The organism is Sphingomonas sp. PP-F2F-A104-K0414, from assembly GCF_004340945.1.
GTDB lineage: Bacteria > Pseudomonadota > Alphaproteobacteria > Sphingomonadales > Sphingomonadaceae > Sphingomonas.
This window is the reverse complement of sequence record NZ_SLYD01000004.1, coordinates 319,271-344,332: the sequence shown is the minus strand read 5'-3', so window position 1 is coordinate 344,332 and position 25,062 is coordinate 319,271. Positions and strand designations below refer to the sequence as shown.

Below are 25,062 nucleotides of genomic sequence, written 5' to 3'. Positions count from 1 at the left end.
GATCGGGGCTAAGAAGACGACCTCTCCCCAAACACCACTCCGGCGAAGGCCGGGGCCCAGTTGGAAAGGTTGGAGTAACGGGGCGCGGCGGTCACCATCGGCGTCCCCAACTGGACTCCGGCCTTCGCCGGGGGGTACTTCTTCAGTGGACCGCCAGCGTAAAGGCGCATCCTTGAGACGTCATTGGCTCAACATCGCCAATCATCTCAAACCTGTCCCGGCCCGATCTTCTCGTAGCTGTCCACGTCCACCTTCGGCCCATGCCCAGTAGGCGCATGTGGAAAATCCCGATCCGCAGGCTCGCGCTCGTCGAGCCCGCCCTCCCACTTCGCCACCACGGTCGCCGCCACCGCATTCCCGATCACGTTCGTCGCCGACCGCCCCATGTCGAGGAAATGATCCACCGCCAGGATCAGCAGGATTCCCGCCTCCGGAATCTTGAACATCGACAGCGTCCCCGCGATTACCACCAGCGACGCTCGAGGCACCCCCGCAATGCCCTTCGACGTCACCATCAGCACCAGCAGCATCGCGATCTGCTGCCCGATCGGCATGTGGATGCCGTACGCCTGCGCGATGAACAGCGACGCGAACGTCATGTACATCATCGACCCGTCGAGATTGAACGAATAGCCCAGCGGCAACACGAAGCTCGCGATCCGCGGCGGCACGCCGAGCCGGTCGAGCGCCTCCAGCGTCCGCGGATATGCCGCTTCCGACGATGCCGCCGAGAACGCCAGGATCAGCGGATCGCGAATATACCGCACCAGCAACCGCGTCCGCGGCCCGATCAGCAGGAACGCGATCCCGATCAGCATCGCCCACAGCAGCGCGAGACCGATATAGAAGCTCAGCATGAAATAGCCGAGCTGGCCGAGGATGGTCGGCCCCCGCTCGGCCAGCGTCGCGGTAACCGCCGCGAACACCGCGAACGGCGCGAACCGCATCACGTAGTTGGTGATCTGTAGCATCACCGCGACCAGCGCCTCGATCGCCTTCACGAGAGGTGCTGCCTTCTCACCGACCGCGGTGATCGCGACGCCGACGAACACCGAGAACACGACAATCTGGAGAATCTCGTTGCCCGCCATCGCTGCGATCATCGAATCGGGGACGATGTGCGTGATGAACTTGGCGAGATCGAACGCCGCGCGGTCGACGCCGCTCGACGCGGTGGCCGGCGGGATCGCGAGTGCCAAGCCGACGCCTGGCTGAAACACGTTGACGAGGATCAGGCCCAGGGTGAGCGACAAGAGGCTCGCGCAGATGAACCAGCCAAGGCTGCGCAATCCGACCCGCCCGAGCGCGCCGGTATCGCCCATATGCGCAATCCCCACGACCAGCGTCGAGAACACCAAAGGCGCGATGATCATCTTGATCAGCCGCAGGAACAGCGTCGTCACGATCGAGAAATAGCCCGCGATGTCCTTCAGACGTTCGGCGGACCCGGCTGTGCCGTCGTCGATCGACGCGTTCAGGATCCAGCCGACGACCATCCCCGCGACGAGGCCGAACAAGATGTAATAGGTTAGCCGCTTGGCCATTAATCGCTCCCGAGAATTGCCGACAGGGAAGGGGATTGCGGCGCCCGGGTCAAGGACCCTATCGTCCGGCGATGTCGACCGCACTTCACAAGCCCGCCTTCAGCCCCTCGCGCCGCGACCTGCTGAGCCTCGCCATTGCGGCGCCGTTGCTGTCGACCACCGCGATCCTGCGCGCCGCCGAGCCCGATTTGTCGGCGCTGTCCGACATCACCGGCGCGACCAGGCCGATCGATGCCGCCGAACGCGCCGCGCGGCTGGTCCGCGCGCAATCGCTGATGAAGGCGGCGGGCATCGGCGCGGTCCTGATCGAGCCGGGATCGTCGATGATCTACTTCACCGGCGTCCGTTGGCACACCAGCGAGCGGCTGACGCTGGCGATCCTCCCGGCCGAGGGCGAACCGTGCATCGTCACGCCGTTCTTCGAGGAACCGTCGGTGCGCGAGACGCTCGCCGTCCCCGCCGAGGTGCGCGTGTGGCAGGAGGACGAGAACCCGCTGGCCGTGGTCGCCGGCTTCCTGCGCGACCGCAAGCTCGCCGCGCGGCCGATCGGCCTGGAGGCGGAGGTGCGGTACTTTGCTTATGCGGGGCTCCAGCGCGTGCTACCCGATGTGAGGATTGTCTCCGCCGATCCGGTCGTCCGCGCCTGCCGGATGATCAAGACCCCCGCCGAGATCGCGTTGATGCAGGCCGCGACCGAGGTCACGCTGGCCGCGTATCGCTGGACCAAGCCGCGCGTCGAGAAGGGCATGACCGGCCCCGAGATCGGCGCGCTGATGAACGCCGCGACCCGCAAGCTTGGCGGCGCCCCCGAGTTCGCGCTCGCACTGATCGGCGAGGCGTCCGCTTATCCGCATGGCAGCCGCGAGATCCACCGCGTCGCCGATGGCCAAGTCGTGCTGATGGATTGCGGCTGCACCGTCCAGGGCTATCAATCCGATATCTCGCGCACCTGGGTGCACGGCACCGCAACCGCCGACCAGCGCAAGACCTGGGACCAAGTCGCCCGCGGGCAACAGATCGCGTTCGCCGCTGCGAAGATCGGCGCGCCTGCGGGCAGCGTCGACGACGCGGTCCGCCGCTATTACGAGACACTCGGCTATGGTCCCGGCTATAAACTCCCCGGCCTGTCGCATCGCACCGGTCACGGCATCGGCATGGACGGCCACGAACCCGTCAACCTCGTCCGCGGCGAGACGACCAAGCTCGCCGCGGGGATGTGCTTCTCCGACGAGCCGGGGATCTACATTCCCGGCCGATACGGCGTGCGGATCGAGGACTGCTTCCACATGACCGAAGCCGGCCCGACATGGTTCAGCGTGCCGCCCAAGTCGATCGACACACCGCTCTGAGGAAGGGGACGACATGAAACCGCACGCCGCCATCGCGATGATCCTGCTGCTCGGCGCCAGCGCACCGCCAGGTCCCAAGGCGACATCGACGCGTCCGCCGACACGTGTCGGCACCTGTGCCTTCACGACGGTTGGCGTCGTGACGCAACGACTCGAAGACAACGGTCGTCCAGTCCCCGACTCCGGATCGAGCATCACCCTGAAGAACGGCGTCTACGGCGTCTCCTATGATCAGGTCGCGGCCGTCCAGCATGCGCGCGTCGGCGACCGGGTGATTACCTGCCTCGCCAAGCTGCCGACGCATTGCCCGCCGGGCGACCAGCGCGGCAAGTGGTACACGACCACCAATCTGCGCACCGACGAGTCTTGGACGCTGCCCGATGCGGAGCACATGTGTGGTGGTGCCTGATTGGCGCGAACGGGATTGGCGAGCCGCAGAAGTCGGTTGAGGTACCGTTAGGGTAGGCGCCATTCCGCACTCGCCACCACCCCGGCGGAGGCCGGGGCCCAGTTGGAAAGGTGGCAATAATCGAGCGCGGTCCTTCGTCACCCACGTTCCCCAACTGGGCCCCGGCCTTCGCCGGGGTGGTGGGCTTTTACCGAACCACAGCCTCCGCTACTTTGTTCTCCCGAAGGCGGGAGCCCAGTCTGGATCCGCGCCTTCGCGGGGAAACAAGCTTGCTTCGTTTCAATCGGATACGTCCGAGCCTCCTCACACACCTCCCTTGAGCGAACCGCCCCGCTCGCCTAAGTCCCCGCGCATGACATCGACGAACGACATCCGCCGCGGCTTCCTCGACTATTTCGGATCGCAGGGGCACCAGATCGTGCCCAGCGCACCGCTCGTGCCGCAGAACGACCCAACGCTGATGTTCGTCAACGCCGGCATGGTGCCGTTCAAGAACGTCTTCACCGGCCTCGAATCGCGTGCCTACACCACCGCCACCTCGTCGCAGAAATGCGTCCGCGCCGGCGGCAAGCACAACGATCTCGACAATGTCGGCTACACCGCGCGCCATCACACCTTCTTCGAAATGCTCGGCAATTTCTCGTTCGGCGATTATTTCAAGGAACAGGCGATCGTCCACGCCTGGACGCTGCTCACGCGCGAATGGGGCCTGTCGCCGGACAAATTGACCGCCACCGTCTACCACACCGACGACGAGGCGTTCGATCTCTGGAAGAAGGTCGCCGGCCTCCCCGATCACCGCATCATCCGCATTCCGACCAAGGACAATTTCTGGTCGATGGGCGACAACGGGCCGTGCGGGCCGTGCTCCGAGATCTTCTACGACCACGGCGATCACATCTTCGGCGGCCCTCCCGGCAGCCCCGACGAGGACGGCGATCGCTTCGTCGAGATCTGGAACCTAGTGTTCATGCAATACGAGCAGGAGAATGCCGAGATCGTCGGCAACCTGCCGAAGCCGTCGATCGACACCGGCATGGGGCTCGAGCGCATCGCCGCCGTCATGCAGGGCGTTACCGACAATTACGACACCGACACGTTCAAGGCGCTGATCGCGGCGTCGGGCGCGCTGACGCACACCGCGACCGACGGCGCCAACACCGCCAGCCACCGCGTGATCGCCGATCACCTGCGCACCGCGGGCTTCCTGATCGCCGACGGCGTGCTGCCCGCGAGCGAGGGCCGCGGCTACGTGCTGCGCCGGATCATGCGCCGCGCGATGCGTCACGCGCACATCCTCGGCGCCAAGCAGCCGCTGATGCACCGTCTGGTTCCCGCGCTCGTCACCGAGATGGGCGCAGCCTATCCCGAACTGTCGCGCGCGCGACCGCTGATCGAGGCGACGTTGCAGCAGGAGGAAACGCGCTTCCGCCAGACGCTCGACAAGGGGCTGAAGCTGCTCGACGAAGCGACTACGGGCATGACCGACGGCACGCTGGCGGGCGACGTCGCATTCAAGCTCTACGATACCTACGGCTTCCCGTACGACCTGACCGAGGACGCGCTGCGCGAACGCAACATCGCGGTCGACCGCGAGGGTTTCGACACCGCGATGGCCGAGCAGAAGCGCGCCGCCCGCGCCGCCTGGAAGGGCTCGGGCGCGAAGGCTTCGGACGACATCTGGTTCGACATCGTCGAGCAGACTGGCGGGACGGAATTCCTCGGCTACGCATCGGATACCGGCGAGGGCGAGGTCGTCGCACTGGTTAAGGACGGCGCGCGCGTCGACCACGCCACCACCGGCGATACGGTCGCGATCGTCGTCAACCAGACGCCCTTCTACGCCGAGAGCGGTGGGCAGGTCGGCGATGCGGGGGACATCTCCAACGACGCCGGCCTGCACGCGAACGTCACCGAGACGTCGAAGCAACTCGGCCGCGTGTTCGTCCACCACGCGATCGTCGACGCCGGCGAGATCAAGGTCGGTGACCCGGTCAAGCTCCAGATCGACGTCGCCCGCCGCGCCCAGATCCGCGCCAACCACTCCGCGACGCACCTCCTGCACGAGGCCTTGCGCGAACGCCTCGGCACGCACGTCGCGCAAAAGGGGAGCCTCGTCGCGCCCGATCGCCTGCGGTTCGACTTCTCGCAGCCGGTCGCGATGACCCCCGCCGACATCGCGCAGGTCGAGGCCGACGTGAACGCGCAGGTCCGCGGCAACGGCGCGGTGACGACGCTGCTCATGACCCCCGACGACGCGATCGCGATGGGCGCGATGGCGCTGTTCGGCGAAAAATACGGCGACGAGGTCCGCGTCGTGTCGATGGGCTCGACCGACGAGGGCACCTATTCGATCGAGCTTTGCGGGGGCACGCACGTCAACGCACTCGGCGACATCGGCCTGTTCAAGGTCGTCGGCGAAGGTGCGGTCTCCAGCGGCATCCGCCGTGTCGAAGCGCTCACCGGCGAAGCAGCGCGCGCCTACCTGACCGGCCGTGACGACCGCCTGCGCGAGGCGGCTTCGGTACTGAAGTCGACCCCCGACGAGGTCCCGGCACGTGTTGCATCGCTGCTCGAAGACCGCCGCCGCCTCGAACGCGAACTCGCCGACGCGAAGAAGGCGCTGGCGCTCGGCGGTGGTGGATCGGGCGAAGCAGCTGGCCCCGAACAGGTCGGCGGCGTCGCGTTCATCGGCCAGGTACTCAACGACTTCGAGGCCAAGGGCTTGCGCGGCGCAGTCGACGAGGCCAAGCAGCGCCTCGGCTCCGGCATCGCGGTGATGGTCGCGATCAACGACGGTCGCGCCTCGGTCGCGGTCGGCGTGACGGCGGATCTGGTGGCGAGCCACAACGCGGTCGACTTGCTCAAGATCGCGGTCGCCACGCTAGGCGGGCAGGGCGGCGGCGGCCGTCCCGACATGGCGCAGGGCGGTGGTCCTGACGGCGACAAGGCTGCGGAAGCAGTCGCGGCAGTGCGGGCAAAGCTGGAGGCGGCAGGCGCCTGAAATTCGCCGATATCGCACGCTAACCCCAAGCAATGTTCCCCCGCGGACGCGGGGGCCCAGCTAAGTACCGCTAGCTGCCTTAGCTCCTGGCCCCCGCTTTCGCCGGGGCAACAGACTGCGCTGATGAAGTCGCCCGCTACAACTATCTCCACCCCGGCGAAGGCCGGGGCCCAGTTGGAAAGGTGGCAATAACGGAGCGCGGTCCTTTGTTATCGCCGTGCCCCAACTGGGCCCCGGCCTTCGCCGGGGTGGTGCTCGTGTCGAACGTTCGGCATCACTTCTGGATACGGCTCAGCCCCCGCGGACCTTCGCCAGCGTAGTCCCAGCGGTAATCGCCTCGATATCCGTCACCAAGTGCAACATCCGCACCCCGCCGCGCGCCATCGCCCGGTCCAGCGCCCCCGCAAAATCCTCGGTCCGCTCGACGGTTTCCGCCCAACACCCATAAGCCCGCCCCAGCGCGGCAAAGTCCGGATTGCGCAACCCAGTCCCCGAAACCCGCCCCGGATACTGGCGCTCCTGATGCATCCGGATCGTCCCGTACCCACCATTATCGACAACGAGCACCAGAATGTCAGTGCCGTGCGCCACCGCGGTTGCCAGTTCTTGGCCGTTCATCAGGAAACACCCGTCCCCCGCGAGCGCCACGACCGTCCGCTCCGGATGCCGCAACGAAGCCGCAACCGCCGCCGGCACGCCGTACCCCATCGCCCCAGCGGTCGGCGCAAGCTGCGTCCCCGGCCCGGCATACGCCCAGTACCGATGCCACCACCCCGAGTAATTCCCTGCCCCGTTGCAGAGGATCGCATCCGCCGGCAGCCGCTCGCGCATCGCCGCGACGCACGGCCCCAGGTCCATCGCCAGATCGCGCGGCGCCGGCGTAGACCATTCCAGCCACTCCGCATGCGCCTCCGACCCAGCAGTCCGCGGCGGCAAATCCACCACCAGCAAAGCCTCGGCAAACTCCGCCATCCCCGCACACACCGCGACATCCGCGCGGTACGCCCGGTGCAGTTCGTCAGGATCGGGATGCACATGGATCAGCCGCTGTCCCGGATGATCGGGCGTGATCAGCGCATAGCCATCGGTCGTAGCCTCCCCCAGCCGCGGTCCGACGACCAGCAGCAGATCCGCCGCCTTAACCCGCTCGACCAGCTTCGGATTGGGCCCATACCCAAGGTTCCCCGCCCATACCGGACAGTCGTTCGGAACAGCATCCTGCCGCCGAAACGCCGCCGCTACCGGAATGCCGTTACGATCCGCCCAGGTCGCGAACGCCCCCGACGCGGCCACATCCCAGCCCGCACCGCCAACGATCGCCACCGGTCGCTCGGCGGTGGTCAGCAGATCCGCGAGCAAGTCCATCGTATCGGCATCACACCCTTGCGCCACCCGTTCGACCCGCGGCCGATCGACCGCATCGACGACATCGAGCAGCATGTCCTCGGGCAGCGCGAGCACCACCGGCCCCGGCCGCCCCGACATCGCGGTCGCATAGGCGCGCGCGACATATTCCGGGATCCGCCGCGCATCGTCTATCCGCGCCGCCCATTTCGCGATGGGGGCGAACATCGCCTGGAAATCGATTTCCTGGAACGCCTCGCGGTCGCGCGTGCCGCGGTCGATATCGCCCACGAACAGGATCATCGGCTGCGAATCCTGCATCGCCACATGGACGCCGATCGACGCGTTGGTCGCACCCGGCCCGCGGGTCACGAACGCCACCCCCGGCCGGTGAGTCAGCGTCCCGTCCGCGCACGCCATGAACCCGACGCCGCCCTCCTGCCGACACACCACGAGGTCGATCGCCGGCGTATCGTGCAGTGCATCGAGCACGGCGAGAAAACTCTCCCCCGGTACGGTGAAAATCCGGTCGCAGCCCTGTGCGACGAGTTGGTCGACCAGGATACGGCCGCCGGTGCGTGGTGTGATCATCGGCGCATCCTGCCGTCCGTTGCGCGCGAAGTCGAGACGCGGTTACGCTGGCGCCAAAGCCGGGACCAACTCGACTCGCCTGGAGAGGATTATGACCGACTTTACCACCGTCGCCGACGGCTTGCGCTTTCCCGAGGGCCCCGTCGCGATGCCCGACGGCAGCGTCATCCTCGTCGAGATCGAGGCCGGCCGGATCACGCGCGTCGCCCCGGACGGTACGAAAATGACGGTGGCCGAACCCGGCGGCGGCCCCAATGGCTTGGCGCTCGGCCCCGACGGCAAGCTCTATTGCTGCAACAACGGCGGCTTCGCGTGGCGCGAGGCGAACGGCTTCCTCACCCCGCACGGCCAACCGGACGACTATTCAGGCGGCCGCATCGAGCGGATCGACATCGCCACCGGCGCGGTCGAGATCCTCTACAAGGACGGCGATTTCGGCTGCGTGCTGCGAGGACCCAACGACATCGTCTTCGATTCGCACGGCGGCTTCTGGTTCACCGACCACGGCAAGACGCGCGACCGCGAACGCGACGTCACCGGCATCTTCTACGCCAAAGCCGACGGCAGCCGCCTGGAAGAAGTGATCTTCCCGAGCGAAAACCCCAACGGCATCGGCCTCTCCCCCGACGGCAAGACGTTGTACGCAGCGGAAACCTACACCTGCCGCCTGATGGCGTTCGACATCGTCGCACCCGGCAAGGTCGCCAGCGCCTCTGGCACGCCGCTCTACCGCCCCGCCGGCTACAAGTTCTTCGACTCGCTCGGCGTCGAGGCGTGCGGGAACATCTGCGTCGCGACGATCGGCGAATGCGGGATCAGCGTGATCTCGCCGGCGGGGGAGCTCGTCGAGTTCGTCGCGACCGACGACGTCTTCACGACCAACATCTGCTGGGGCGGCGCGGACGGCATGGACGCGTACATAACCTGCTCGGGCAGCGGCCGGCTGGTGGAGACACGGTGGAATCGCTCCGGCCTGATGCTCGCATACTGAACTGTCGTGCGCAGTGACGTTGCCGAGCGATTGGCGGCGCCTTATGCGGTGACCAGGATTTGAGGAGGATGCATGGCGAACAAGCGCTACACCGATGCGGCAACGGCACTCGAAGGCGTGCTGTTCGACGGCATGACGATCTGCGCGGGCGGGTTCGGGCTGTGCGGCATCCCCGAGCGGCTGATCGACGCGATCGAGGCGTCGGGCGTGAAGGACCTCACGATCGCCAGCAACAATGCCGGGATCGACGGGCAGGGCCTCGGCAAACTGCTCCGCTCGCGCCAGGTGAAGAAGATGATCTCGTCCTATGTCGGCGAGAACAAGGAATTCGAGCGGCAATATCTAAGCGGCGAACTGGAGGTCGAGTTCTGCCCGCAGGGCACGCTCGCCGAACGTTGCCGGGCAGGGGGGGCGGGCATTCCCGGCTTCTACACCAAGACCGGCGTCGGCACGCAGGTCGCCGAAGGCAAGGAAACGAAGGTCTTCGACGGCCAGGAATACATCCTCGAACGCGGCATCCGCGCCGACCTCGCGATCATCAAGGGGTGGAAGGCGGACGAAAGCGGCAACCTCATCTTCCGCAAGACCGCGCGCAACTTCAACCAGCCGATGGCGACTGCGGGGAAGATCTGCGTTGCCGAAGTCGAGGAGATCGTCCCCGTCGGCAGCCTCGACCCCGACACGATCCACCTGCCGGGGATCTACGTGAAACGGATGATCGTCGGTGCGCCCTACGACAAGCAGATCGAATTCCGCACCGTCCGCGAGCGGGTGACGGCGTGACACGAGACCTAATGGTTGATCGCAAGCGCTCCCCGTTCTCCTGCGAACGCAGGAGCCCAGGGTCACGGGTGCTGCGATTGGTATCCTGGGCCCCTGCGTTCGCAGGGGCACTCGTTTTGCAGGGTTGCGTGAGTGTCTCGGCGCCGACCTCGATCGCAGCGACGCCGACTGTCTCCGCCCCCGTAACCGTCGATGGCGTCCCAGCCGGGATGCAATATCTCTACGCCTCGGGCGAAGCCGCCGCGGTCAGCCTCCAAGCCTGGAACGCGCTCGTCGGCTATGTCCGCGCGCAACGCACACCAACCTCCGTCGTCCTCGCGCAAGGCGCCTCGCTAGCCGCCCCCGCCTGGACCACCTGCGGCACCAGACCCAAAGCCGCGGTGTTCGACGTGGACGAAACCGTCCTCCTCAATCTCGGCTTCGAATACGACGCATCCTCCGACCAACCCTGGTCCGACCTCCGCTGGCAGGACTGGGAGCGCACCGGCGTCAAGCAAGTCGCCCCCGTCCCCGGCGCGCTCGCCGCGCTCGCCCAACTCCGCGCGATGGGCGTCACGGTAATCTTCAACACCAACCGCTCCGCCGCCAACGCCGCCGAGACGCAAGCCACGATCGAAGCCGCCGGCCTCGGCGCCGCGCGCCACGGCGAGACGCTGTTCCTCGCCGGCGACGACGCGATGGGCTCGAAGAAGGACGGCCGCCGCGCGACGATCGCCGCGAAATACTGCGTCGTCGCGATGGGCGGCGACCAGCTCGGCGACTTCAGCGACCTGTTCAACGCCGGCCAGACCCCCGCCGCGCGCCGCGCCACAGTCCAGTCCCCCGCGATTGCCGCGAAATGGGGAGCAGGGTGGTTCGTCCTCCCCAACCCCGTCTACGGCACCGCGCTCAAGGGCAACCGCGACGAGGTATTCCCGCCAGCAGTCCGCTGGGCCCCGACAGGAGGCGTACGCTAATGGCCGATCATCCCAATGCGATCGCGCTCGACAAGGGCGCCCAACTCACCAGTGAATCGGTCGAGGTCGCGCGCATCTGGATCACCAACGGCGCGGGTAGCAACGTGCTGATCGACGCGGGCATTCTCGAGGATCCGACCGTGTTCGGCTACCTCCTCGCCGACACGATCCGCCACGCCGCGCGCGCCTATGCGGGCACCTGGGGCCTCGACGAGGACGCCGCGTTGCAGGCGATCGTCGACGGCGTCGGCACCGAGCTCCGCGAACAATTCACGACCATCACCACCATCCAGGAAGGAATGCACTGATGCCCTGGGACCGTAATCAAATGGCCGCGCGCGCGGCGCAGGAACTGAAGGACGGCTATTACGTCAACCTCGGCATCGGCATCCCGACGCTGGTCGCGAACAACATCCCCGACGGGATGACCGTCACGCTCCAGTCCGAGAACGGCATGCTCGGGATCGGCCCCTTCCCCTACGCGGGCGAGGAAGACGCCGACCTGATCAACGCCGGCAAGCAGACGATCAGCGAACTCCCCTCGTCGGCATATTTCAGCTCGTCGGACAGCTTCGCGATGATCCGTGGCGGCCATATCGACCTCACGGTGCTGGGCGCGATGGAGGTCAGCGAAGGCGGCGACATCGCCAACTGGATGATACCGGGCAAGATGATCAAGGGCATGGGCGGCGCGATGGATCTCGTCGCGGGCGTCAAGCAGATCATCGTCGTGATGGACCACAATGCCAAGGACGGCACGCCGAAGTTCATCCCGTCGTGCACGCTGCCGCTGACCGGCAAGAACGTCGTCGACATGATCGTCACCGACCTCGCCGTGTTCCAGCGCCCCGATCACGACAGCCCGTTCAAACTCGTCGAGATGGCGCCGGGCGTCACCGCGGACGAGATCGCCGCGAAGACTACGGCAAACTACACCGCCTGATGCGCTACACTCTCGTCACCGCGAACCGCAATTACTCGAGCTGGTCGCTGCGCCCCTGGGTCCTGATGAAGGCGCTCGGCATCGACTTCGAGGACCGGATCGAGCCGTTCCTGGCGCCGGTGAATTACTTGGCGTTCCGCGCCTTCTCGCCGACCGGACAAGTGCCAGTGCTGATCGACGGCGAGCGGACGGTATGGGATTCGCTCGGCATCGTCCTCTACCTCGCCGAGCGTCACGACGGCGTCTGGCCGGTCGACGCCGAGGCGCGCGCTTGGGCGATCTGCGCGACGGCGGAGATGCATGGCGGGTTCTCCGCGCTCCGTAACGAGCGGACGATGAACGTCGGCGTCCGCGTCAACGCCGCCGCCGGCAGCGACGCGCTCGACCGCGACGTCGCGCGGATCGCCGAACTGTGGAGCGAGGGACTAGAACGGTTCGGTGGCCCCTGGCTCGCCGGCACCGATTTCACCGCCGTCGACGCCTTCTATGCGCCGGTCGCGTTCCGCGTGCGGACCTACGGGATCGACGTAGGCCCGGCAGGTCTCGCCTGGGTCGAGCGGATCATCGCCCACCCGGCGATGCGCGAATGGGAAGCGACCGCGCTCGCCGAGACATGGCGCGAGGAGAGCCACGAGGCCGACCTCGTGACATGCGGATCGACCACCGCGGACTTCCGCCGCTGATGCGCCGCGCCGCGATCGTCATAGCGCTGATCGTCATCCTGATCGCAGGCACGGCGTTCACCGCGGGCCCCGGCACGCTCAGCGTTCTCGACGGCGTGATGGGCGGCGGTCGCGGTACGGCACGCATCCGCGAAGGCGTCCCGTTCGGCACGCACGGCCAGAAGCTCGACGTCTGGCGCCCGTCCGGCGGCGTCAAGACCGGCCTGCCGGTGCTGATCTTCTGGTACGGCGGCGGCTGGGTCCACGGCTCGCGCGGTGCCTATGCGTTCGCCGCGCGTGCCTATGCGAAGGCAGGCTACGTCGTCGTCATGCCCGACTACCGCAAAGTGCCCGACGTGCGCTTCCCCGCCTTTCTCCAGGACGGCGCCGAAGCGGTGAAATGGACCCGCGACCACATCGCACAGTCCGGCGGCGACCCCGACCGGATCGCCGTCGCCGGCCATTCCGCGGGCGCCTACACCGTCGCGATGCTGACGCTCGACGAGCGCTGGCTAGGGGCGGAGGGCGTCGACCCGCACATCATCAAGGCCGCGGTCGGCCTGTGCGGGCCGTACGACTTCTACCCCTTCACCGCCAAGCGCGCGATCGACGCGATGCAGGGCGCCGCCGACCCGGTGATGACCCAGCCGATCCACTTCGCGCGGCGCGACGCTCCGCCGATGTTGTTGATAACCGCCGGCGACGACACGCAGGTCAAGCCGCACAACGCGATCAATCTAACCGCGCGGCTGAAGGCACTCGGCGCGCCAGTGACGCACATCGATTACCCCGGATTGAGCCACGAGAACGTCGCGATGGCACTCTCGAAACCGTTCCGCGGCAAGGCGCCGGTGCTGGCCGACAGCGTCGCGTTCCTGAACGCGGCGATGCCCGCGCGATAGACCCTCCCCACCCCGAAGTCCGTCACCCCCGAAGTCTGTCCCCCGGTAATCCGTCACCCCAGCGAAAGCTGGGGTATCCCAGTTGGCGGATACCGCGACCCAAACCGCGAGATACCAGCTTTCGCTGGCATGACGGATAGGGGGGGGCAGCGGGCGAACGATCTTCTCCCGATCGCACCACACGTCCGCCTCAACGACCGAAAATTACATCGAACCTTGGCCTCGCACCCCTTTTCGGTTACCGCGCGCTCCATCATGGCCACTCCCCAAACGCTGTACGAAAAGATCTGGGCGGCGCATGTCGTCGAACGCCGCGACGATGGCACCTGCCTGATCTATATCGACCGCCACCTCGTCCACGAAGTCACCAGCCCGCAGGCGTTCGAAGGCCTCCGCGTGGCAGGCCGCAAGGTGCGCCGCCCCGACCTGACGCTCGCCGTCCCCGATCACAACCTCCCGACCACCGCGCGGAAAGATGCCGCCGGTCGCGTCCTGCCGATCGCCGATCCCGAAAGCGCACAGCAGCTCGACGCACTCCGCCGCAACACGTCCGAGTTCGGTATCGACTATATCGATGCGACCGCGATCGAGCAGGGCATCGTCCACGTCGTCGGCCCCGAGCAGGGCTTTACGCTCCCCGGCACCACGCTGGTCTGCGGCGACAGCCACACCTCGGCGCACGGTGCGCTCGGCGCTTTGGCGTTCGGGATCGGCACCAGCGAGGTCGAGCACGTCCTCGCCACGCAGACCTTGCTCTTGTCGCAGGCCAAGACGATGGAAGTGCGCGTCGATGGCGAACTCGGTTTCGGCGTCAGCCCCAAGGACGTCATCCTCGCGATCATCGGCAAGATCGGCGCGGCGGGCGGCACCGGGCATGTCATCGAGTTCACCGGCAGCGTGATCCGTAACATGTCGATCGAAGGTCGCCTGACAATCGCCAACATGTCGATCGAAGCGGGCGCGCGCGCCGGCCTGATCGCACCCGACGAGACCACCTTCGCGTATCTGAAGGGCCGCCCGATGGCCCCGACCGGCGAGAATTGGGACAAGGCCGTCACTTGGTGGCGCAGTCTCGCAACGGACCCTGGCGCGCGTTACGACAAGTCCGTCACGCTCGATGCCGCCGACATCGCCCCCGGCCTGACCTGGGGCACGAGCCCCGAGGACGTCGTGCCGATCACCGGCGTAGTCCCCGAACCGTCGAGCTTCGCCGATCCCGCCAAGCAGGCTGCCGCACAGAAATCGCTCGACTACATGGGGCTGACGGCGGGCACCGCGATGCGCGACGTGACGATCCAGCACGTCTTCATCGGCAGTTGCACCAACAGCCGCATCGAAGACCTGCGCGCTGCCGCGGCGATCGCCGACGGTCGCCATGTCGCCACCGGCGTCCGTGCGCTCGTCGTCCCCGGATCCGGTCTCGTGAAGCGCCAGGCCGAAGCCGAAGGGCTCGACCGGATCTTCATCGCCGCCGGTTTCGAATGGCGCGAACCGGGGTGTTCGATGTGCCTCGCGATGAACCCGGACAAAGTCCCTGCGGGGGAGCGTTGCGCTTCCACGTCGAACCGTAATTTCGTCGGCAGACAGGGTCCCGGATCGCGCACGCATCTGGTATCACCCGCGATGGCGGCGGCGGCGGCGGTGACCGGTAAGCTGAGCGACGTCAGAGAGTTGATGGGGGAAATAGCGTGAAGAAGGTTTTCGTATTGCTGGCGGCTGGCGCAATGATCAGCGGCGTTGCGGCCTATGTCGCATCGGCGCGTGTGGTTCCGGAGCGCACGGAACAGCGATGACTCCCGTCACGACCGTCTCGGGCCGCGCCTATCCGTGGGGCGCGAAGAACATCGACACCGACGTCATCATCCCGGCGCACTGGCTGAAGACGATCACGCGCACCGGCCTCGGCCGCGGCGCGTTCGAGACGGTCCGCGCGCAACCCGGCAACGTCTTCGACGACCCGCGCTATGCCGGGTCGCCGATCCTCATTGCCGGCGATAATTTCGGCTGCGGCTCCAGTCGCGAGCATGCCGCCTGGGCGCTCGCCGACATGGGCATCACCGCGGTGATCGCGCCGAGCTTCTCCGACATATTCTCGGGCAACGCGTTCAAGAACGGCATCGTCCCCGTCGTGCTGCCCCAGGAGGCGATCGACCGGCTTATCGAAGTCGCCAAGGACCAGACCGTCACCGTCGATCTCGAGACGATGACCGTCACCACCCCGTTCCAGGACCGCTTCGCCTTCGAACTCGACGCATTCCGCCGCCAGTGTCTCATGGAAGGGCTGGACGAAGTCGGCCTGACGCTGGCAAGGGATACCCAGATTTCGAAATTCGAGAGGGCGGTCGCATCGAATCGCCCCTGGACGACGGTGGAGAGCGGGTATGCGAGCATTGGTGTCGAAGGCAGTCGGCGGACCTGAAACTCTGGAAATGGTCGAGCTGCCCGATCTGGTGGCCGGCCCAGGGCAGGTCGTCGTCGCGGTTAAGGCCTGCGCGATCAACTTTCCCGACGTCCTGATCATCGAGGACAAATACCAGTTCAAGCCACAGCGCCCGTTCGCACCGGGCGGCGAGATCTCCGGCACGATCGACTCGATCGGCGAAGGCGTCAGCGGTTGGGAAATCGGCGACCGCGTGATCGCGATGCTCGGCCACGGCGGCCTCTGCGAAAAGGTCATCGCCGACCCCGCCAAGCTGTACCGCCTCCCTGAAGGCCGCAGCTTCGCCGAGGGTGCCTCGCTGATCCTCACCTACGGCACGACCATCCACGCTTTGCTCGACCGCGGCCATATCGAGGCTGGGCAGACGCTGCTCGTGCTCGGGGCGGCCGGTGGGGTAGGGCTGGCCGCGATCGAACTCGGCAAGGCGTTCGGCGCCAAGGTCGTCGCCGCGGTCTCGTCCGAGGAGAAGGCCGCTGCCGCAAAGTCCGCGGGTGCCGACGAAACGCTGATCTACGCCCGTGCCCCGTTCGACAAGGACCAGTCGAAGGCGCTCGCCGAGCAGTTCAAGGCCGCGGTCGGTCGCGATGGCGCGCACGTGATCTACGATCCGGTCGGCGGCGACTATGCCGAGCCCGCGCTCCGATCGATCGCGTGGGAGGGCAAGTATCTCGTCGTCGGCTTCCCTGCAGGGATTCCGCGTCTGCCGCTCAATCTGACTTTGCTCAAAAGCTGCGACGTCTGCGGCGTCTTCTGGGGCGCGTTTGCCGCGCGCGATCCGAAGGCCAACCAAGCGCACATCGAAACGCTTTTCGCCTTGTGGGCGGAAGGCAAGATCGCGCCGCGCGTGACCGAAACATTCGCGTTCGAGGATGGCGGCAAGGCGATCGCGAAGATGGCTGCGCGCGGCGCGATCGGCAAGCTGGTGGTCGAGGTCGGCTGACCGCAACCCGCCGAAGCAGCGGTGATTATTGCGCGCGGGCGGTCGCCGACCTATCTCAGGCCGGAGTACGAGACTGAACGGGGACCTGCGCAATGACCACATTCGACGATCGCGAACGCGCCAGCGAGGCGAATTTCGCGCGCGAAGAGGAAATGGCGTTCCGCATCACCGCGCGTCGCAATCGCCTGCTTGGCGGTTGGGCTGCGAACGAGATGAAGCTGACCCCCGAAGAAACCGATGCGTATGCGACCGCGCTGGTCCATGCCGACATGGAGGGCGGCGGCGATGACGACGTCGTCCGCAAACTGGTCGGCGATCTGACCGCGGCCGGGCTCGACCATGACGAGGCGACCGTCCGCCGCGCTCTCGCGCAGCAGATGATCGAGGCCCGTCGCCAGCTGCTGGAGGCGCAATAACATGCCGATGGCTGCCGACGATATCGCGACGATGATCCGCGACGCGATCCCCGATGCGCAGGTCGAGATCACCGATCTCGCCGGTGACGGCGATCATTATGCCGCAAAGGTCGTCGCGCCGAGTTTCGCTGGCATGAGCCGCGTGAAGCAGCACCAGGCGGTCTATGCCGCACTCGGTGGCCGCATGGGCGGCGTGCTGCACGCGCTTCAGCTTACCACCGCAATTTCCTGAGGACCCAGAGATGACCCAAGATATGACCGACGACACCAACGCCCGCATCGACGCAGTGGTCAAAGCCAGCCCCGTCGTCTTGTTCATGAAGGGCAGCCCGCTGTTCCCGCAGTGCGGCTTCTCCAGCCGCGCGATCGCGATCCTCAACCATCTCGAAGTCGAGTTCGAGAGCGTCGACGTGTTGCAGGACCAGGGCATCCGCCAAGGCATCAAGGCCTATTCGGATTGGCCGACGATTCCGCAGCTGTACGTCGATGGCGAGTTCGTCGGCGGCTCGGACATCATGATGGAAATGTACGAGAGCGGCGAACTGGCAGAACTGTTCGTGAAGCAGAAGGCTGGCTGAGACGCGCGCCGCTTTGCGCATCCTTCAGCCTACACTGACAAACGTCGCCCAAGCGAAAGCTGGGGTATCAGCATGAGGCGGGCGACATCGGCATCGATGGAGACCCCAGCTTCCGCTGGGGTGACGGACTGGCGTCGCAAGCAGCCGCCAGCGCCATGTTCGATCGGCCATGATTGGAAATGTCACCGGGGCGGGTGGATCGACGCGAGACCGGACGGTAGCGGTCGATCCACCCTGCTTGAACGCCGCGGCGTTCGGTGACGGGGTAAACGATGCAGTGCGTATGCCAAACACGATTTATCGCGGATTTGTGCGACATTTGTTAGTTAATGCTCGGACGCGCCGCTGCCGAGCTGTAAAAAACGGCGACACATCCGCCTGATCAGAGGATCTTGTCATCGCCGATAATCACGGCCATCTCGGTCCCATGGCTGAGCATCCGATCGGTATCCCGATCCAGCTCGAGCCTCTCGTCATCCGCGTGCTCGCGCCGAATCCGTCACCCTACACCTATACCGGCACGCAGACGCACGTCGTCGGCACGACCGATCTGGCGGTGATCGATCCCGGTCCTGACGATCCCGCGCATATCGCCGCGCTGATCCGCGCGATCGATGGCCGTCCGGTCACCGCGATCGTCGTCACGCACCACCACCGCGATCACAGTCCTGCGACGCGGCCGTTGCAGGCAACCACCCGCGCGCCGATCGTCGGAGCGGCGCCGTTCGCTCTTGATGACGCGAGTGCGCGGGCGGATGCATCGTTCGACGCGGACTATGCGCCCGATCGCGTGCTCGTCGAAGGCGATACGATCACCGGCGACGGCTGGACGCTGGCGGCGATCGCGACGCCCGGCCATACCTCGAACCATCTTGCCTTCGCTTTGCCCGAGACCAAAGCACTGTTCTCAGGCGATCACGTCATGGGCTGGTCGACGACGATCGTCTCGCCGCCCGATGGCGATATGGCGGCGTACATGGCGAGCCTCGAAAAGCTGATGGGTCGCGACGACCGTGTCTATTATCCCGGCCACGGCGAAGCGATCGACAAGCCGCAGCGGCTGGTGCGCGGCATGCTTGGCCACCGCAAGCAACGCGAGGGGCAGATCCTGCGGCTGTTGCGCGCCGCGCCGCAACCGATCGGGCGGATCGTCACGCAAATGTATGTCGGGCTCGACGCGCGGCTCGTTCCCGCCGCCGAGCGTTCGGTGCTGGCGCATCTCTACGACTTGCAAAACCGGGGCTTGGTGATCGAGGAAGGCGAAACATGGCAGATCAAAAATTGACCGAACCGCGGCAGGGCGCTGGGATTGGCGGTTTCCTCGCCAAGGCGGCGGGCTTCGTCGTCATCCTCGTGCTTGCCGGGTTGCTCGCGCTGTGGGGCGTGCAGCGGTATGTCAGCGACCGCCTGACCCCCGATCCGACGACGATCGCCAGCGCCAGTCTGGAAGGCCTGCGCGAGCAGAACCGCCTCTCCGCGTTCGCCGCGCGCTATGTCGCGGTCGTGACCTCGAAACAGTCGCAGCTCGGCTTCACCACCGAGAAGACGCTGATCATGCCCGGCATGGTCCGGTACGAGGTCGACATGGGCAAGCTGACCCAGGCCGATGTCGCGTGGGACGGTACCAGCAAGACGCTGTCCGTGCGCCTGCCCGCGGTCGAGGCGGATGGCCCGCAGGTCGATCTCAACGCGGTCCGCGAATATGGCTCGGGCGGCGTCCTGACCACCTTCACCGACGCCGAGAAGAACCTCGATGCCGCTAATCGCCGCGCTGGCCAGATCGAACTGATTCGGCAAGCCCGCGAACCCGCGATGATCAAGCTTGCGCGCGACGCCACGCGCCGTGCCGTGGAACGCAGTTTCGCGATGCCGCTGCGGGCCGCAGGGATCGACGCGACCGTCGCGGTGCGCTTCGCCGACGAACCGATCGCGAGCACCGAGCGCTGGGACACCTCGCGCTCGTTGCAGGACGTGCTAGGGAATCGTCGCTAGAAGACGGGCGCTAAACTCGGGATACGACCATGGAATTGAACCAGAACTTCGCCGGCATCGACATTCGCGCCGAGATCGAGCGCCTCCGCAAGGAGAAGAACGCGGTCATCCTCGCGCATTACTACCAGAAGCCCGAGCTTCAGGATCTCGCCGATTTCGTCGGTGACAGCCTCGACCTGTCGCGCAAGGCGGCGGCCACCGACGCCGACGTCATCGCGTTCTGTGGCGTGCGGTTCATGGCCGAGACCGCCAAGATCCTGTCGCCCGACAAGATCGTCGTGCTGCCTGACATGGACGCCGGCTGCAGCCTGGAGGACAGCTGCCCGCCCGAGCAGTTCGCGGCCTTCCGCGCGAAGCACCCCGATCACATTGCGCTGACCTACATCAACTGCTCGACCGAGGTGAAGGCGCTGTCCGACATCATCGTGACGTCGTCGTCGGCGGACACGATCCTCGCGCAGATCCCGCCCGAGCAGAAGATCATCTTCGGCCCCGACCGCAATCTCGGCGGCTATCTCGCGCGGAAGACCGGTCGCGACATGCTGCTCTGGCCAGGCGTGTGCATCGTCCACGAGGCATTCAGCGAGACCGAGCTGATGAAGCTCAAGGCGCAGCACCCCGGCGCGCCCGTCGTCGCACATCCCGAATGCCCGCCGATCATCCTAGATCATGCCGATTATGTCGGCTCGACCCGTGGTATTCTCGATTACGCGTTGGCGATGCCCGGCGACACGCTGATCGTCGCGACCGAGCCGCACATCATCCACCAGATGGAAAAGGCGCTCCCGAACAAGCGCTTCATCGGCGCGCCGGGTGCGGACGGCAACTGCAACTGCAACATCTGCCCGTACATGGCACTCAACACGCTGGAAAAGCTCTACGTCGCGCTGCGCGACCTGAGTCCACGGATCGAGATCGAAGAAGGGCTTCGCCTTCAGGCCAAGAAGAGCCTAGATCGGATGCTGGAAATGGCGTCGAACACGGTAGGGAAAGGCGACCTGGATCCTAAATAACGACCGTGCACGCCGGATGAACGAGCCGGGCGGGTCTCGACCCGTCCGGCTGTGCCTCGTGTTCAGGCCGGAACGACGTCCAGGCTGAGCTGGGACAGCGCCTGATCGATGTGGATTGCCGCCAGCGGCATTTGCAGGGCATCCGCCAATGCGAGGGCCTCATCGAGCAAAGCGTTCAAGCGTGCGACATCGGCCATCGTTTTCGTAGGCATTGTTGGATCCTTGAGTAACAGTCCTGCAACTCGCCAATCAGCCGTTTGTTCCCAGCATCGTCAAAAATTATTCCAAGTCATCGGTCGGCGGTATCTGCTGGTCCACACCATCGCTTTTTGGCAATCGAGCCGGCATCGCCGGTCGGTGATATTTGGGAGAATCTAGGTGAACGCAGCATTGCCCGAATCGTTCGATATCGACGGGTTCGTCGCCGCGACCCTGGCGGAAGACCTTGGCAAGATTGGGGACATCACCTCCGCCGCCGTCATTCCTGCCGATGCCCGCTTTACCGGCGTGATGGATAGTCGCGATCCCATCGTCGTCGCGGGTTTGGCGCTCGCCGAAGCGTTTTTCCGGGCGCTCGATCCCAGCGTACATATCGAACGTCTCGTGCAGGACGGCGATTCGGTCGCGGCCGACACCGATCTGCTTCGTCTCGAGGGTGCAGGCCGAGCTTTGCTGACGGCAGAGCGATCGGCACTCAATACCGTCCAGCATCTGTCGGGGATCGCGACGATGACGCGTCGCTATGTCGACGCCATGGCAGGAACGGGCGCTATCCTGCTCGACACGCGGAAAACAATCCCGGGACTGCGCGTGCTGGAGAAATATGCGACCCGGATGGGGGGCGCGCAAAACCATCGCATGGGGCTGTGGGACGCGGCGATGATCAAGGACAACCATGTCGCGGTTGCCGGCGGTGTCGGCGAAGCGGTGCGACGCGCCAAGACGGCAGGGATCGCGCATATCGTCGTCGAGGTCGATCGGATCGACCAGATCGAACCCGCGCTCGCGGCGGGTGCGACGCACCTGTTGCTCGACAATATGGCGCCAGCGATGTTGCGCACGGCGGTGGCGTTGGTCGACGGGCGGGTGCCGACCGAAGCCTCGGGCGGCGTCGCCCTGGATACGATCCGCGCAATCGCGGAAAGCGGCGTCACCTATGTCTCGGTCGGCCGCTTGACGCAGTCCGCACCGGCGGCGGATATAGGGCTCGATTTCACGACAGCATGACCGCTTCATCCGCGTGACGACGCATGCGTGACGCGACACCGGGCAGGGGGCCGAGACAATGAACAGATCGCCATCGATATTCTGGCCCGATCAGCGGCGGTCCGATCAGCGGCGTTTCGCGGCGGGCGTGCTGGCGCCGATCATGTCCGCGATCGGTCGGTCGGGTCGGGCCGTAACTATCAGTGCCGATTCGACCTCGCGGGCATCGATGCCTGTGTCCGGTGTAAGGCGAGGATTGGCTGGAACGAGCCTCGTAGCCGCGGTGCTTGCATTGCCGGTCGCGGCGCAAGCCCAGACGTATCAATGCTCGGCGCCGTCATCGGTCGAGCGTGTCCGTCCCGATCTACCGTCGGACAGCCAGCCGAAGCGCGATATTCCGATCGGCAGCTACACGCTGGCTATCACATGGGCACCGCAATATTGTCGCGACAACGGCAGTCGCGCGGGCTCGACATTTCAATGCGCGGCGGGAAATCGGTTCGGCTTTACGCTGCACGGGCTGTGGCCCGATGGCGTCGGCAAGGACTGGCCGCAATATTGTCATGACGCGGAATTCGTACCGCCCCCGGTGATCAAGGCGCATCTCTGTACGACACCGTCCGCGCAACTGCTTCAGCACGAATGGGCCAAGCACGGTACCTGTATGCCGGGGTACCGTCCTGCCAGGTACTTCGCCCAATCGGCTGCACTCTATGGCAAGCTGAAATTCCCCAACATGGACGCCTTGTCGCGAACGTCACTGACGGCGGGGCGGTTCGCGGCTGCGATGGCAAGTGCCAATCCAGGTCTGAAGGCCGACATGATGCGTGTAACCGCGACAAAGCAGGGGTGGTTGGACGAGGTCTGGATCTGCCTTGATCGGCGTTTTCGCTACCGCCGCTGCCCGGTGCATCAGGGTGGTCTGGCGCCAGGTGCCCCGCTCGAGATCTGGCGAGGCTCTCGCTAGCCGCCGCCGCACCGCGATCGACGGCGCCGTCAGATTTCGAGTGTCGCCGTCGATGGATAATGCTTGTCGAGATGCTTCTTTATGATCCGCAGGTTGCGCGTGTTCGAGCGGAAGAAGAAATCGGGGATCGCGCCGACGAACGGGATCATGCCTAGCGCCCAGTCGACTCCGACATTGCCGAACATCCGCGCCATCTGGATCTTCGACATGCCGATGTTGCGGGCCTCCCATGCCATCCACGCGCCGACCGCGGCGGCGATCGTGCTGCCCGCGAACGGGATAATGTCGAGGATCACGTCCATGCCGACCTTGCGGTTGGTGCCGGGAATGGTAACCAGCCCCTCCATCACGCGCTCCATGGCCTCGACACGACGGCGAACCGACAAGGCGTCGCGTCCCATCGGGAGCGTATCGAGGATCGATCCAGGAGCTATGCGCGTCGGGCGTTGGGTCATGGGTGTCAGTTGGTGTCGGCGCGCAATCGGTTCAACGGGTGCCAGGCTCGCGTATTGGGCTGCCATTGCCGTAACCGGGTCGATACGAGCGACCATCGCAGCGGCCGCGCGAGCGGAATGAAGGCGACATCGGCGTTCATCGCGACATCCGCGGCGGCGATCCGCTGCGCCCGCTCCGCGAGCGTCGGTGCCTCGCGCGCTGCGGTGATTGCCGCCTGCGCGGTCTCGCCACATACGACGCAGGCCGTTGCCAGATACCAGCGCGCGCTATCATAGGGCGCGACCGCATCGACCAGCATCAAATCGGCGTCGCCACCCAGCGCGACACGGTACGGCGTGATCCCGACGGCGATCAGCGATGCCGCCACCTGCGCATACAATAATGTCGCGCCAGGCCCGTTCGGGAGGGCGATTCGCAGCGCCACTGGTCCGCCCCCCCATCCAGCAACCCGCTGCCGCGCGGCAACACGACGCTCGTCCTGCGTCAGCAGCGTCCAGGCGGGCACCTGGGGTAGCGCTGCCGAATCAAGAATATCGGGCAGAATGCGATCGGCCGCGTCCCAGGCTGGTGCGATCGCCGCCGTCAGCGCGGTGCGATCGATCGCTTCCGCCACGGCCTCGCGGTTCGCGGCATCTGCAAGAAACCCATCGCGGCGGATGATGGCCAGTCCGAAGAGTCCGGCGGCAGGGTCGACGCGGATGGTGGCGGGCGATATCTCGGTGGTCGCGAGCAGGGGCCAGTCGACGAAGCTGCCACCGCTGACGAGGTCCGAATCCCGATGAGCGAAGCGCGCAATCGCCCGTGCCGCCCGTTCGCCGATCAGCCGGACATCTTCTTCGGGCTTGGTCACCCGCTGGTCTTCGGGATCGGCCTGGTTGGGATCGAAGGCCGGGCGCAGCAACGGCGCGCGCCCGCGTCCGTGCGGCGCGACACGAAACGGTCCGCTCCCGCCGGACGGCGTCAGCCGCAGCAAACCAAGCTCGGGTTGCGCGAACAGCTTCAGCAGATCGGGACGCGGGCGGCCGAGCCGCACTTCGATCACCTGCGGCGTCATCGCGACGATCTCGTCGATCGCGGTCAGAAAGGGTGCCAGCGGATTGCGCGAACCGGGTGCGATCTGACGGTTCAGAATGGTTACGACCTGATCCGCCGTCACCGGCGTGCCATCGCCCCAATCGCCCTCCCGCAGGCGAAAGATGTAGCTCATGCCACCGTCGATCACGATCCAGCGTTCGGCGAGGCCAGGCTCGATCTGTCCGGCGGCGTCGAACCGGACAAGGCCCTGTGCGGTCGAGTCGATCAGCAACCGACTTGGCGTGTCGACCGGTGCACGGCGGGCATCGACGATGTGAGGTGGGGGGCCGATCGCGCTGACGATCACCGCGCCGGTATCGGGGCGACGTCGTTCGCACCCCGTCAGCGTCGTGGCAAGCACGACGCAGGTCGTTAAAAGAAAGGCCGCGCTGGTGCGGACGGCGGGACTCGAACCCGCATTCCTAGGGAGGGAGATTTTAAGTCTCCTGCGTCTACCGGTTTCGCCACGTCCGCACACGCCCCCAACAAGACGACGCCGTCC

General features: G+C 66.1%; 26 protein-coding genes and 1 tRNA gene. 21 read left to right on the top strand and 6 right to left on the bottom strand.

The window, feature by feature from the left end; all coding sequences use genetic code 11:
• Positions 1–206: 206 nt before the first annotated feature.
• A complete protein-coding gene (locus C8J46_RS11560) occupies positions 207–1,544 on the bottom strand; it encodes a dicarboxylate/amino acid:cation symporter (protein ID WP_132739039.1) in 1,338 nt (445 codons plus the stop codon).
• 71 nt (positions 1,545–1,615) lie between these two features.
• Here C8J46_RS11560 and C8J46_RS11555 point away from each other — a divergent pair, with 71 nt between their 5' ends.
• From C8J46_RS11555 to alaS, 3 genes are all read left to right on the top strand, one after another.
• A complete protein-coding gene (locus C8J46_RS11555) occupies positions 1,616–2,893 on the top strand; it encodes a Xaa-Pro peptidase family protein (RefSeq protein WP_132739036.1) in 1,278 nt (425 codons plus the stop codon).
• A 13-nt stretch (positions 2,894–2,906) separates the two neighbouring features.
• Entirely contained in the window at positions 2,907–3,302 is a 396-nt protein-coding gene (locus C8J46_RS11550) for a hypothetical protein (protein ID WP_132739033.1), read from the top strand.
• A gap of 352 nt (positions 3,303–3,654) precedes the next feature.
• Positions 3,655–6,306: an alanine--tRNA ligase gene (gene alaS / locus C8J46_RS11545; protein ID WP_132739030.1), complete on the top strand. Its 2,652-nt coding sequence runs from the start codon at positions 3,655–3,657 to the stop codon at positions 6,304–6,306.
• Between the two features lie 291 nt (positions 6,307–6,597).
• Here the strand turns inward: alaS and C8J46_RS11540 are convergent, their stop codons facing one another.
• On the bottom strand, positions 6,598–8,241 hold the full coding sequence (locus C8J46_RS11540; protein ID WP_132739027.1) for a thiamine pyrophosphate-binding protein: 1,644 nt from the start codon (positions 8,239–8,241) through the stop codon (positions 6,598–6,600).
• A gap of 91 nt (positions 8,242–8,332) precedes the next feature.
• On the opposite strand from C8J46_RS11540, the gene C8J46_RS11535 reads away from it, so the two are divergent.
• The 16 genes from C8J46_RS11535 to nadA all read left to right on the top strand — a co-directional run bounded on the left by C8J46_RS11535 (position 8,333) and on the right by nadA (position 20,857).
• The gene (locus C8J46_RS11535) at positions 8,333–9,232 is read left to right on the top strand and encodes an SMP-30/gluconolactonase/LRE family protein (protein WP_132739024.1); all 900 of its coding nucleotides are present in this window, start codon (positions 8,333–8,335) and stop codon (positions 9,230–9,232) included.
• 72 nt (positions 9,233–9,304) lie between these two features.
• Positions 9,305–10,015 carry a CoA transferase subunit A gene (locus tag C8J46_RS11530; protein ID WP_132739021.1) on the top strand — a complete coding sequence of 237 codons (711 nt, stop codon included), beginning with the start codon at positions 9,305–9,307 and terminating at the stop codon, positions 10,013–10,015.
• 209 nt (positions 10,016–10,224) lie between these two features.
• Positions 10,225–10,971 carry an HAD family acid phosphatase gene (locus tag C8J46_RS11525; protein WP_243643360.1) on the top strand — a complete coding sequence of 249 codons (747 nt, stop codon included), beginning with the start codon at positions 10,225–10,227 and terminating at the stop codon, positions 10,969–10,971.
• Positions 10,971–11,279 (top strand): DUF5076 domain-containing protein, encoded by a 309-nt coding sequence (locus C8J46_RS11520; RefSeq protein ID WP_056047204.1) that lies wholly within the window; start codon positions 10,971–10,973, stop codon positions 11,277–11,279. Before C8J46_RS11525 ends, C8J46_RS11520 begins: the two co-directional genes overlap by 1 nt.
• The gene (locus C8J46_RS11515) at positions 11,279–11,914 is read left to right on the top strand and encodes a 3-oxoacid CoA-transferase subunit B (protein WP_132739013.1); all 636 of its coding nucleotides are present in this window, start codon (positions 11,279–11,281) and stop codon (positions 11,912–11,914) included. The genes C8J46_RS11520 and C8J46_RS11515 overlap by 1 nt, the downstream gene beginning before the upstream one ends.
• Entirely contained in the window at positions 11,914–12,597 is a 684-nt protein-coding gene (locus C8J46_RS11510) for a glutathione S-transferase family protein (protein ID WP_132739010.1), read from the top strand. The genes C8J46_RS11515 and C8J46_RS11510 overlap by 1 nt, the downstream gene beginning before the upstream one ends.
• On the top strand, positions 12,564–13,478 hold the full coding sequence (locus C8J46_RS11505; RefSeq protein ID WP_243643341.1) for an alpha/beta hydrolase: 915 nt from the start codon (positions 12,564–12,566) through the stop codon (positions 13,476–13,478). Before C8J46_RS11510 ends, C8J46_RS11505 begins: the two co-directional genes overlap by 34 nt.
• A gap of 252 nt (positions 13,479–13,730) precedes the next feature.
• The gene (leuC, locus tag C8J46_RS11500) at positions 13,731–15,170 is read left to right on the top strand and encodes a 3-isopropylmalate dehydratase large subunit (RefSeq protein WP_132739609.1); all 1,440 of its coding nucleotides are present in this window, start codon (positions 13,731–13,733) and stop codon (positions 15,168–15,170) included.
• Between the two features lie 97 nt (positions 15,171–15,267).
• A complete protein-coding gene (gene leuD, locus C8J46_RS11495; RefSeq protein ID WP_132739007.1) occupies positions 15,268–15,897 on the top strand; it encodes a 3-isopropylmalate dehydratase small subunit in 630 nt (209 codons plus the stop codon).
• Positions 15,860–16,858 (top strand): NADPH:quinone oxidoreductase family protein, encoded by a 999-nt coding sequence (locus C8J46_RS11490; protein WP_207894158.1) that lies wholly within the window; start codon positions 15,860–15,862, stop codon positions 16,856–16,858. Before leuD ends, C8J46_RS11490 begins: the two co-directional genes overlap by 38 nt.
• 92 nt (positions 16,859–16,950) lie before the next feature.
• On the top strand, positions 16,951–17,274 hold the full coding sequence (locus C8J46_RS11485) for a DUF1476 domain-containing protein (protein WP_132739004.1): 324 nt from the start codon (positions 16,951–16,953) through the stop codon (positions 17,272–17,274).
• A 1-nt stretch (position 17,275) separates the two neighbouring features.
• Positions 17,276–17,506 carry a BolA family transcriptional regulator gene (locus C8J46_RS11480; protein WP_056420018.1) on the top strand — a complete coding sequence of 77 codons (231 nt, stop codon included), beginning with the start codon at positions 17,276–17,278 and terminating at the stop codon, positions 17,504–17,506.
• Positions 17,507–17,528: 22 nt separating this feature from the next.
• Entirely contained in the window at positions 17,529–17,852 is a 324-nt protein-coding gene (gene grxD / locus C8J46_RS11475; RefSeq protein ID WP_132739603.1) for a Grx4 family monothiol glutaredoxin, read from the top strand.
• A 427-nt stretch (positions 17,853–18,279) separates the two neighbouring features.
• A complete protein-coding gene (locus C8J46_RS11470; RefSeq protein ID WP_132739001.1) occupies positions 18,280–19,137 on the top strand; it encodes an MBL fold metallo-hydrolase in 858 nt (285 codons plus the stop codon).
• Positions 19,119–19,844, top strand: a complete 726-nt coding sequence (locus tag C8J46_RS11465) for a DUF4230 domain-containing protein (protein WP_132738999.1) — start codon at positions 19,119–19,121, stop codon at positions 19,842–19,844. The genes C8J46_RS11470 and C8J46_RS11465 overlap by 19 nt, the downstream gene beginning before the upstream one ends.
• A 29-nt stretch (positions 19,845–19,873) precedes the next feature.
• Positions 19,874–20,857 (top strand): quinolinate synthase NadA, encoded by a 984-nt coding sequence (gene nadA / locus C8J46_RS11460; protein ID WP_132738996.1) that lies wholly within the window; start codon positions 19,874–19,876, stop codon positions 20,855–20,857.
• A gap of 62 nt (positions 20,858–20,919) precedes the next feature.
• Here nadA and C8J46_RS21405 read toward each other — a convergent pair whose 3' ends face one another.
• A complete protein-coding gene (locus C8J46_RS21405) occupies positions 20,920–21,054 on the bottom strand; it encodes a hypothetical protein (protein WP_279388898.1) in 135 nt (44 codons plus the stop codon).
• Between the two features lie 181 nt (positions 21,055–21,235).
• Between C8J46_RS21405 and nadC the strand changes: the two genes are divergently transcribed.
• Both nadC and C8J46_RS11450 read left to right on the top strand, forming a co-directional pair.
• Entirely contained in the window at positions 21,236–22,084 is an 849-nt protein-coding gene (gene nadC / locus C8J46_RS11455; protein ID WP_132738993.1) for a carboxylating nicotinate-nucleotide diphosphorylase, read from the top strand.
• 208 nt (positions 22,085–22,292) lie between these two features.
• Entirely contained in the window at positions 22,293–23,030 is a 738-nt protein-coding gene (locus C8J46_RS11450; protein ID WP_132739600.1) for a ribonuclease T, read from the top strand.
• A gap of 29 nt (positions 23,031–23,059) precedes the next feature.
• Here C8J46_RS11450 and C8J46_RS11445 read toward each other — a convergent pair whose 3' ends face one another.
• The 3 genes from C8J46_RS11445 to C8J46_RS11435 all read right to left on the bottom strand — a co-directional run bounded on the left by C8J46_RS11445 (position 23,060) and on the right by C8J46_RS11435 (position 25,034).
• Positions 23,060–23,485 (bottom strand): DUF4112 domain-containing protein, encoded by a 426-nt coding sequence (locus C8J46_RS11445; protein ID WP_132738990.1) that lies wholly within the window; start codon positions 23,483–23,485, stop codon positions 23,060–23,062.
• A 5-nt stretch (positions 23,486–23,490) separates the two neighbouring features.
• Positions 23,491–24,921, bottom strand: a complete 1,431-nt coding sequence (locus C8J46_RS11440; RefSeq protein ID WP_243643340.1) for an ABC transporter substrate-binding protein — start codon at positions 24,919–24,921, stop codon at positions 23,491–23,493.
• A 29-nt stretch (positions 24,922–24,950) separates the two neighbouring features.
• Positions 24,951–25,034: transfer RNA gene (locus tag C8J46_RS11435), tRNA-Leu, on the bottom strand.
• Positions 25,035–25,062: the final 28 nt, after the last annotated feature.

Bases quoted from the DNA above. Each gene is read 5' to 3' on its own strand.
- C8J46_RS11490 (WP_207894158.1), top strand. From the start codon at position 15,860: ATGCGAGCATTGGTGTCGAAGGCAGTCGGCGGACCTGAAACTCTGGAA.
- C8J46_RS11530 (WP_132739021.1), top strand. From the start codon at position 9,305: ATGGCGAACAAGCGCTACACCGATGCGGCAACGGCACTCGAAGGCGTG.
- C8J46_RS11515 (WP_132739013.1), top strand. From the start codon at position 11,279: ATGCCCTGGGACCGTAATCAAATGGCCGCGCGCGCGGCGCAGGAACTG.
- C8J46_RS11485 (WP_132739004.1), top strand. From the start codon at position 16,951: ATGACCACATTCGACGATCGCGAACGCGCCAGCGAGGCGAATTTCGCG.
- C8J46_RS11525 (WP_243643360.1), top strand. From the start codon at position 10,225: ATGCAATATCTCTACGCCTCGGGCGAAGCCGCCGCGGTCAGCCTCCAA.
- C8J46_RS11445 (WP_132738990.1), bottom strand. From the start codon at position 23,485: ATGACCCAACGCCCGACGCGCATAGCTCCTGGATCGATCCTCGATACG.
- C8J46_RS11480 (WP_056420018.1), top strand. From the start codon at position 17,276: ATGCCGATGGCTGCCGACGATATCGCGACGATGATCCGCGACGCGATC.
- C8J46_RS11470 (WP_132739001.1), top strand. From the start codon at position 18,280: ATGGCTGAGCATCCGATCGGTATCCCGATCCAGCTCGAGCCTCTCGTC.
- alaS (WP_132739030.1), top strand. From the start codon at position 3,655: ATGACATCGACGAACGACATCCGCCGCGGCTTCCTCGACTATTTCGGA.
- C8J46_RS11555 (WP_132739036.1), top strand. From the start codon at position 1,616: ATGTCGACCGCACTTCACAAGCCCGCCTTCAGCCCCTCGCGCCGCGAC.
- C8J46_RS21405 (WP_279388898.1), bottom strand. From the start codon at position 21,054: ATGGCCGATGTCGCACGCTTGAACGCTTTGCTCGATGAGGCCCTCGCA.
- nadA (WP_132738996.1), top strand. From the start codon at position 19,874: ATGGAATTGAACCAGAACTTCGCCGGCATCGACATTCGCGCCGAGATC.
- C8J46_RS11520 (WP_056047204.1), top strand. From the start codon at position 10,971: ATGGCCGATCATCCCAATGCGATCGCGCTCGACAAGGGCGCCCAACTC.
- C8J46_RS11505 (WP_243643341.1), top strand. From the start codon at position 12,564: ATGCGGATCGACCACCGCGGACTTCCGCCGCTGATGCGCCGCGCCGCG.
- C8J46_RS11540 (WP_132739027.1), bottom strand. From the start codon at position 8,241: ATGATCACACCACGCACCGGCGGCCGTATCCTGGTCGACCAACTCGTC.
- C8J46_RS11510 (WP_132739010.1), top strand. From the start codon at position 11,914: ATGCGCTACACTCTCGTCACCGCGAACCGCAATTACTCGAGCTGGTCG.
- C8J46_RS11450 (WP_132739600.1), top strand. From the start codon at position 22,293: ATGCCTGTGTCCGGTGTAAGGCGAGGATTGGCTGGAACGAGCCTCGTA.
- C8J46_RS11535 (WP_132739024.1), top strand. From the start codon at position 8,333: ATGACCGACTTTACCACCGTCGCCGACGGCTTGCGCTTTCCCGAGGGC.
- leuD (WP_132739007.1), top strand. From the start codon at position 15,268: ATGACTCCCGTCACGACCGTCTCGGGCCGCGCCTATCCGTGGGGCGCG.
- C8J46_RS11550 (WP_132739033.1), top strand. From the start codon at position 2,907: ATGAAACCGCACGCCGCCATCGCGATGATCCTGCTGCTCGGCGCCAGC.
- grxD (WP_132739603.1), top strand. From the start codon at position 17,529: ATGACCGACGACACCAACGCCCGCATCGACGCAGTGGTCAAAGCCAGC.
- C8J46_RS11465 (WP_132738999.1), top strand. From the start codon at position 19,119: ATGGCAGATCAAAAATTGACCGAACCGCGGCAGGGCGCTGGGATTGGC.
- C8J46_RS11560 (WP_132739039.1), bottom strand. From the start codon at position 1,544: ATGGCCAAGCGGCTAACCTATTACATCTTGTTCGGCCTCGTCGCGGGG.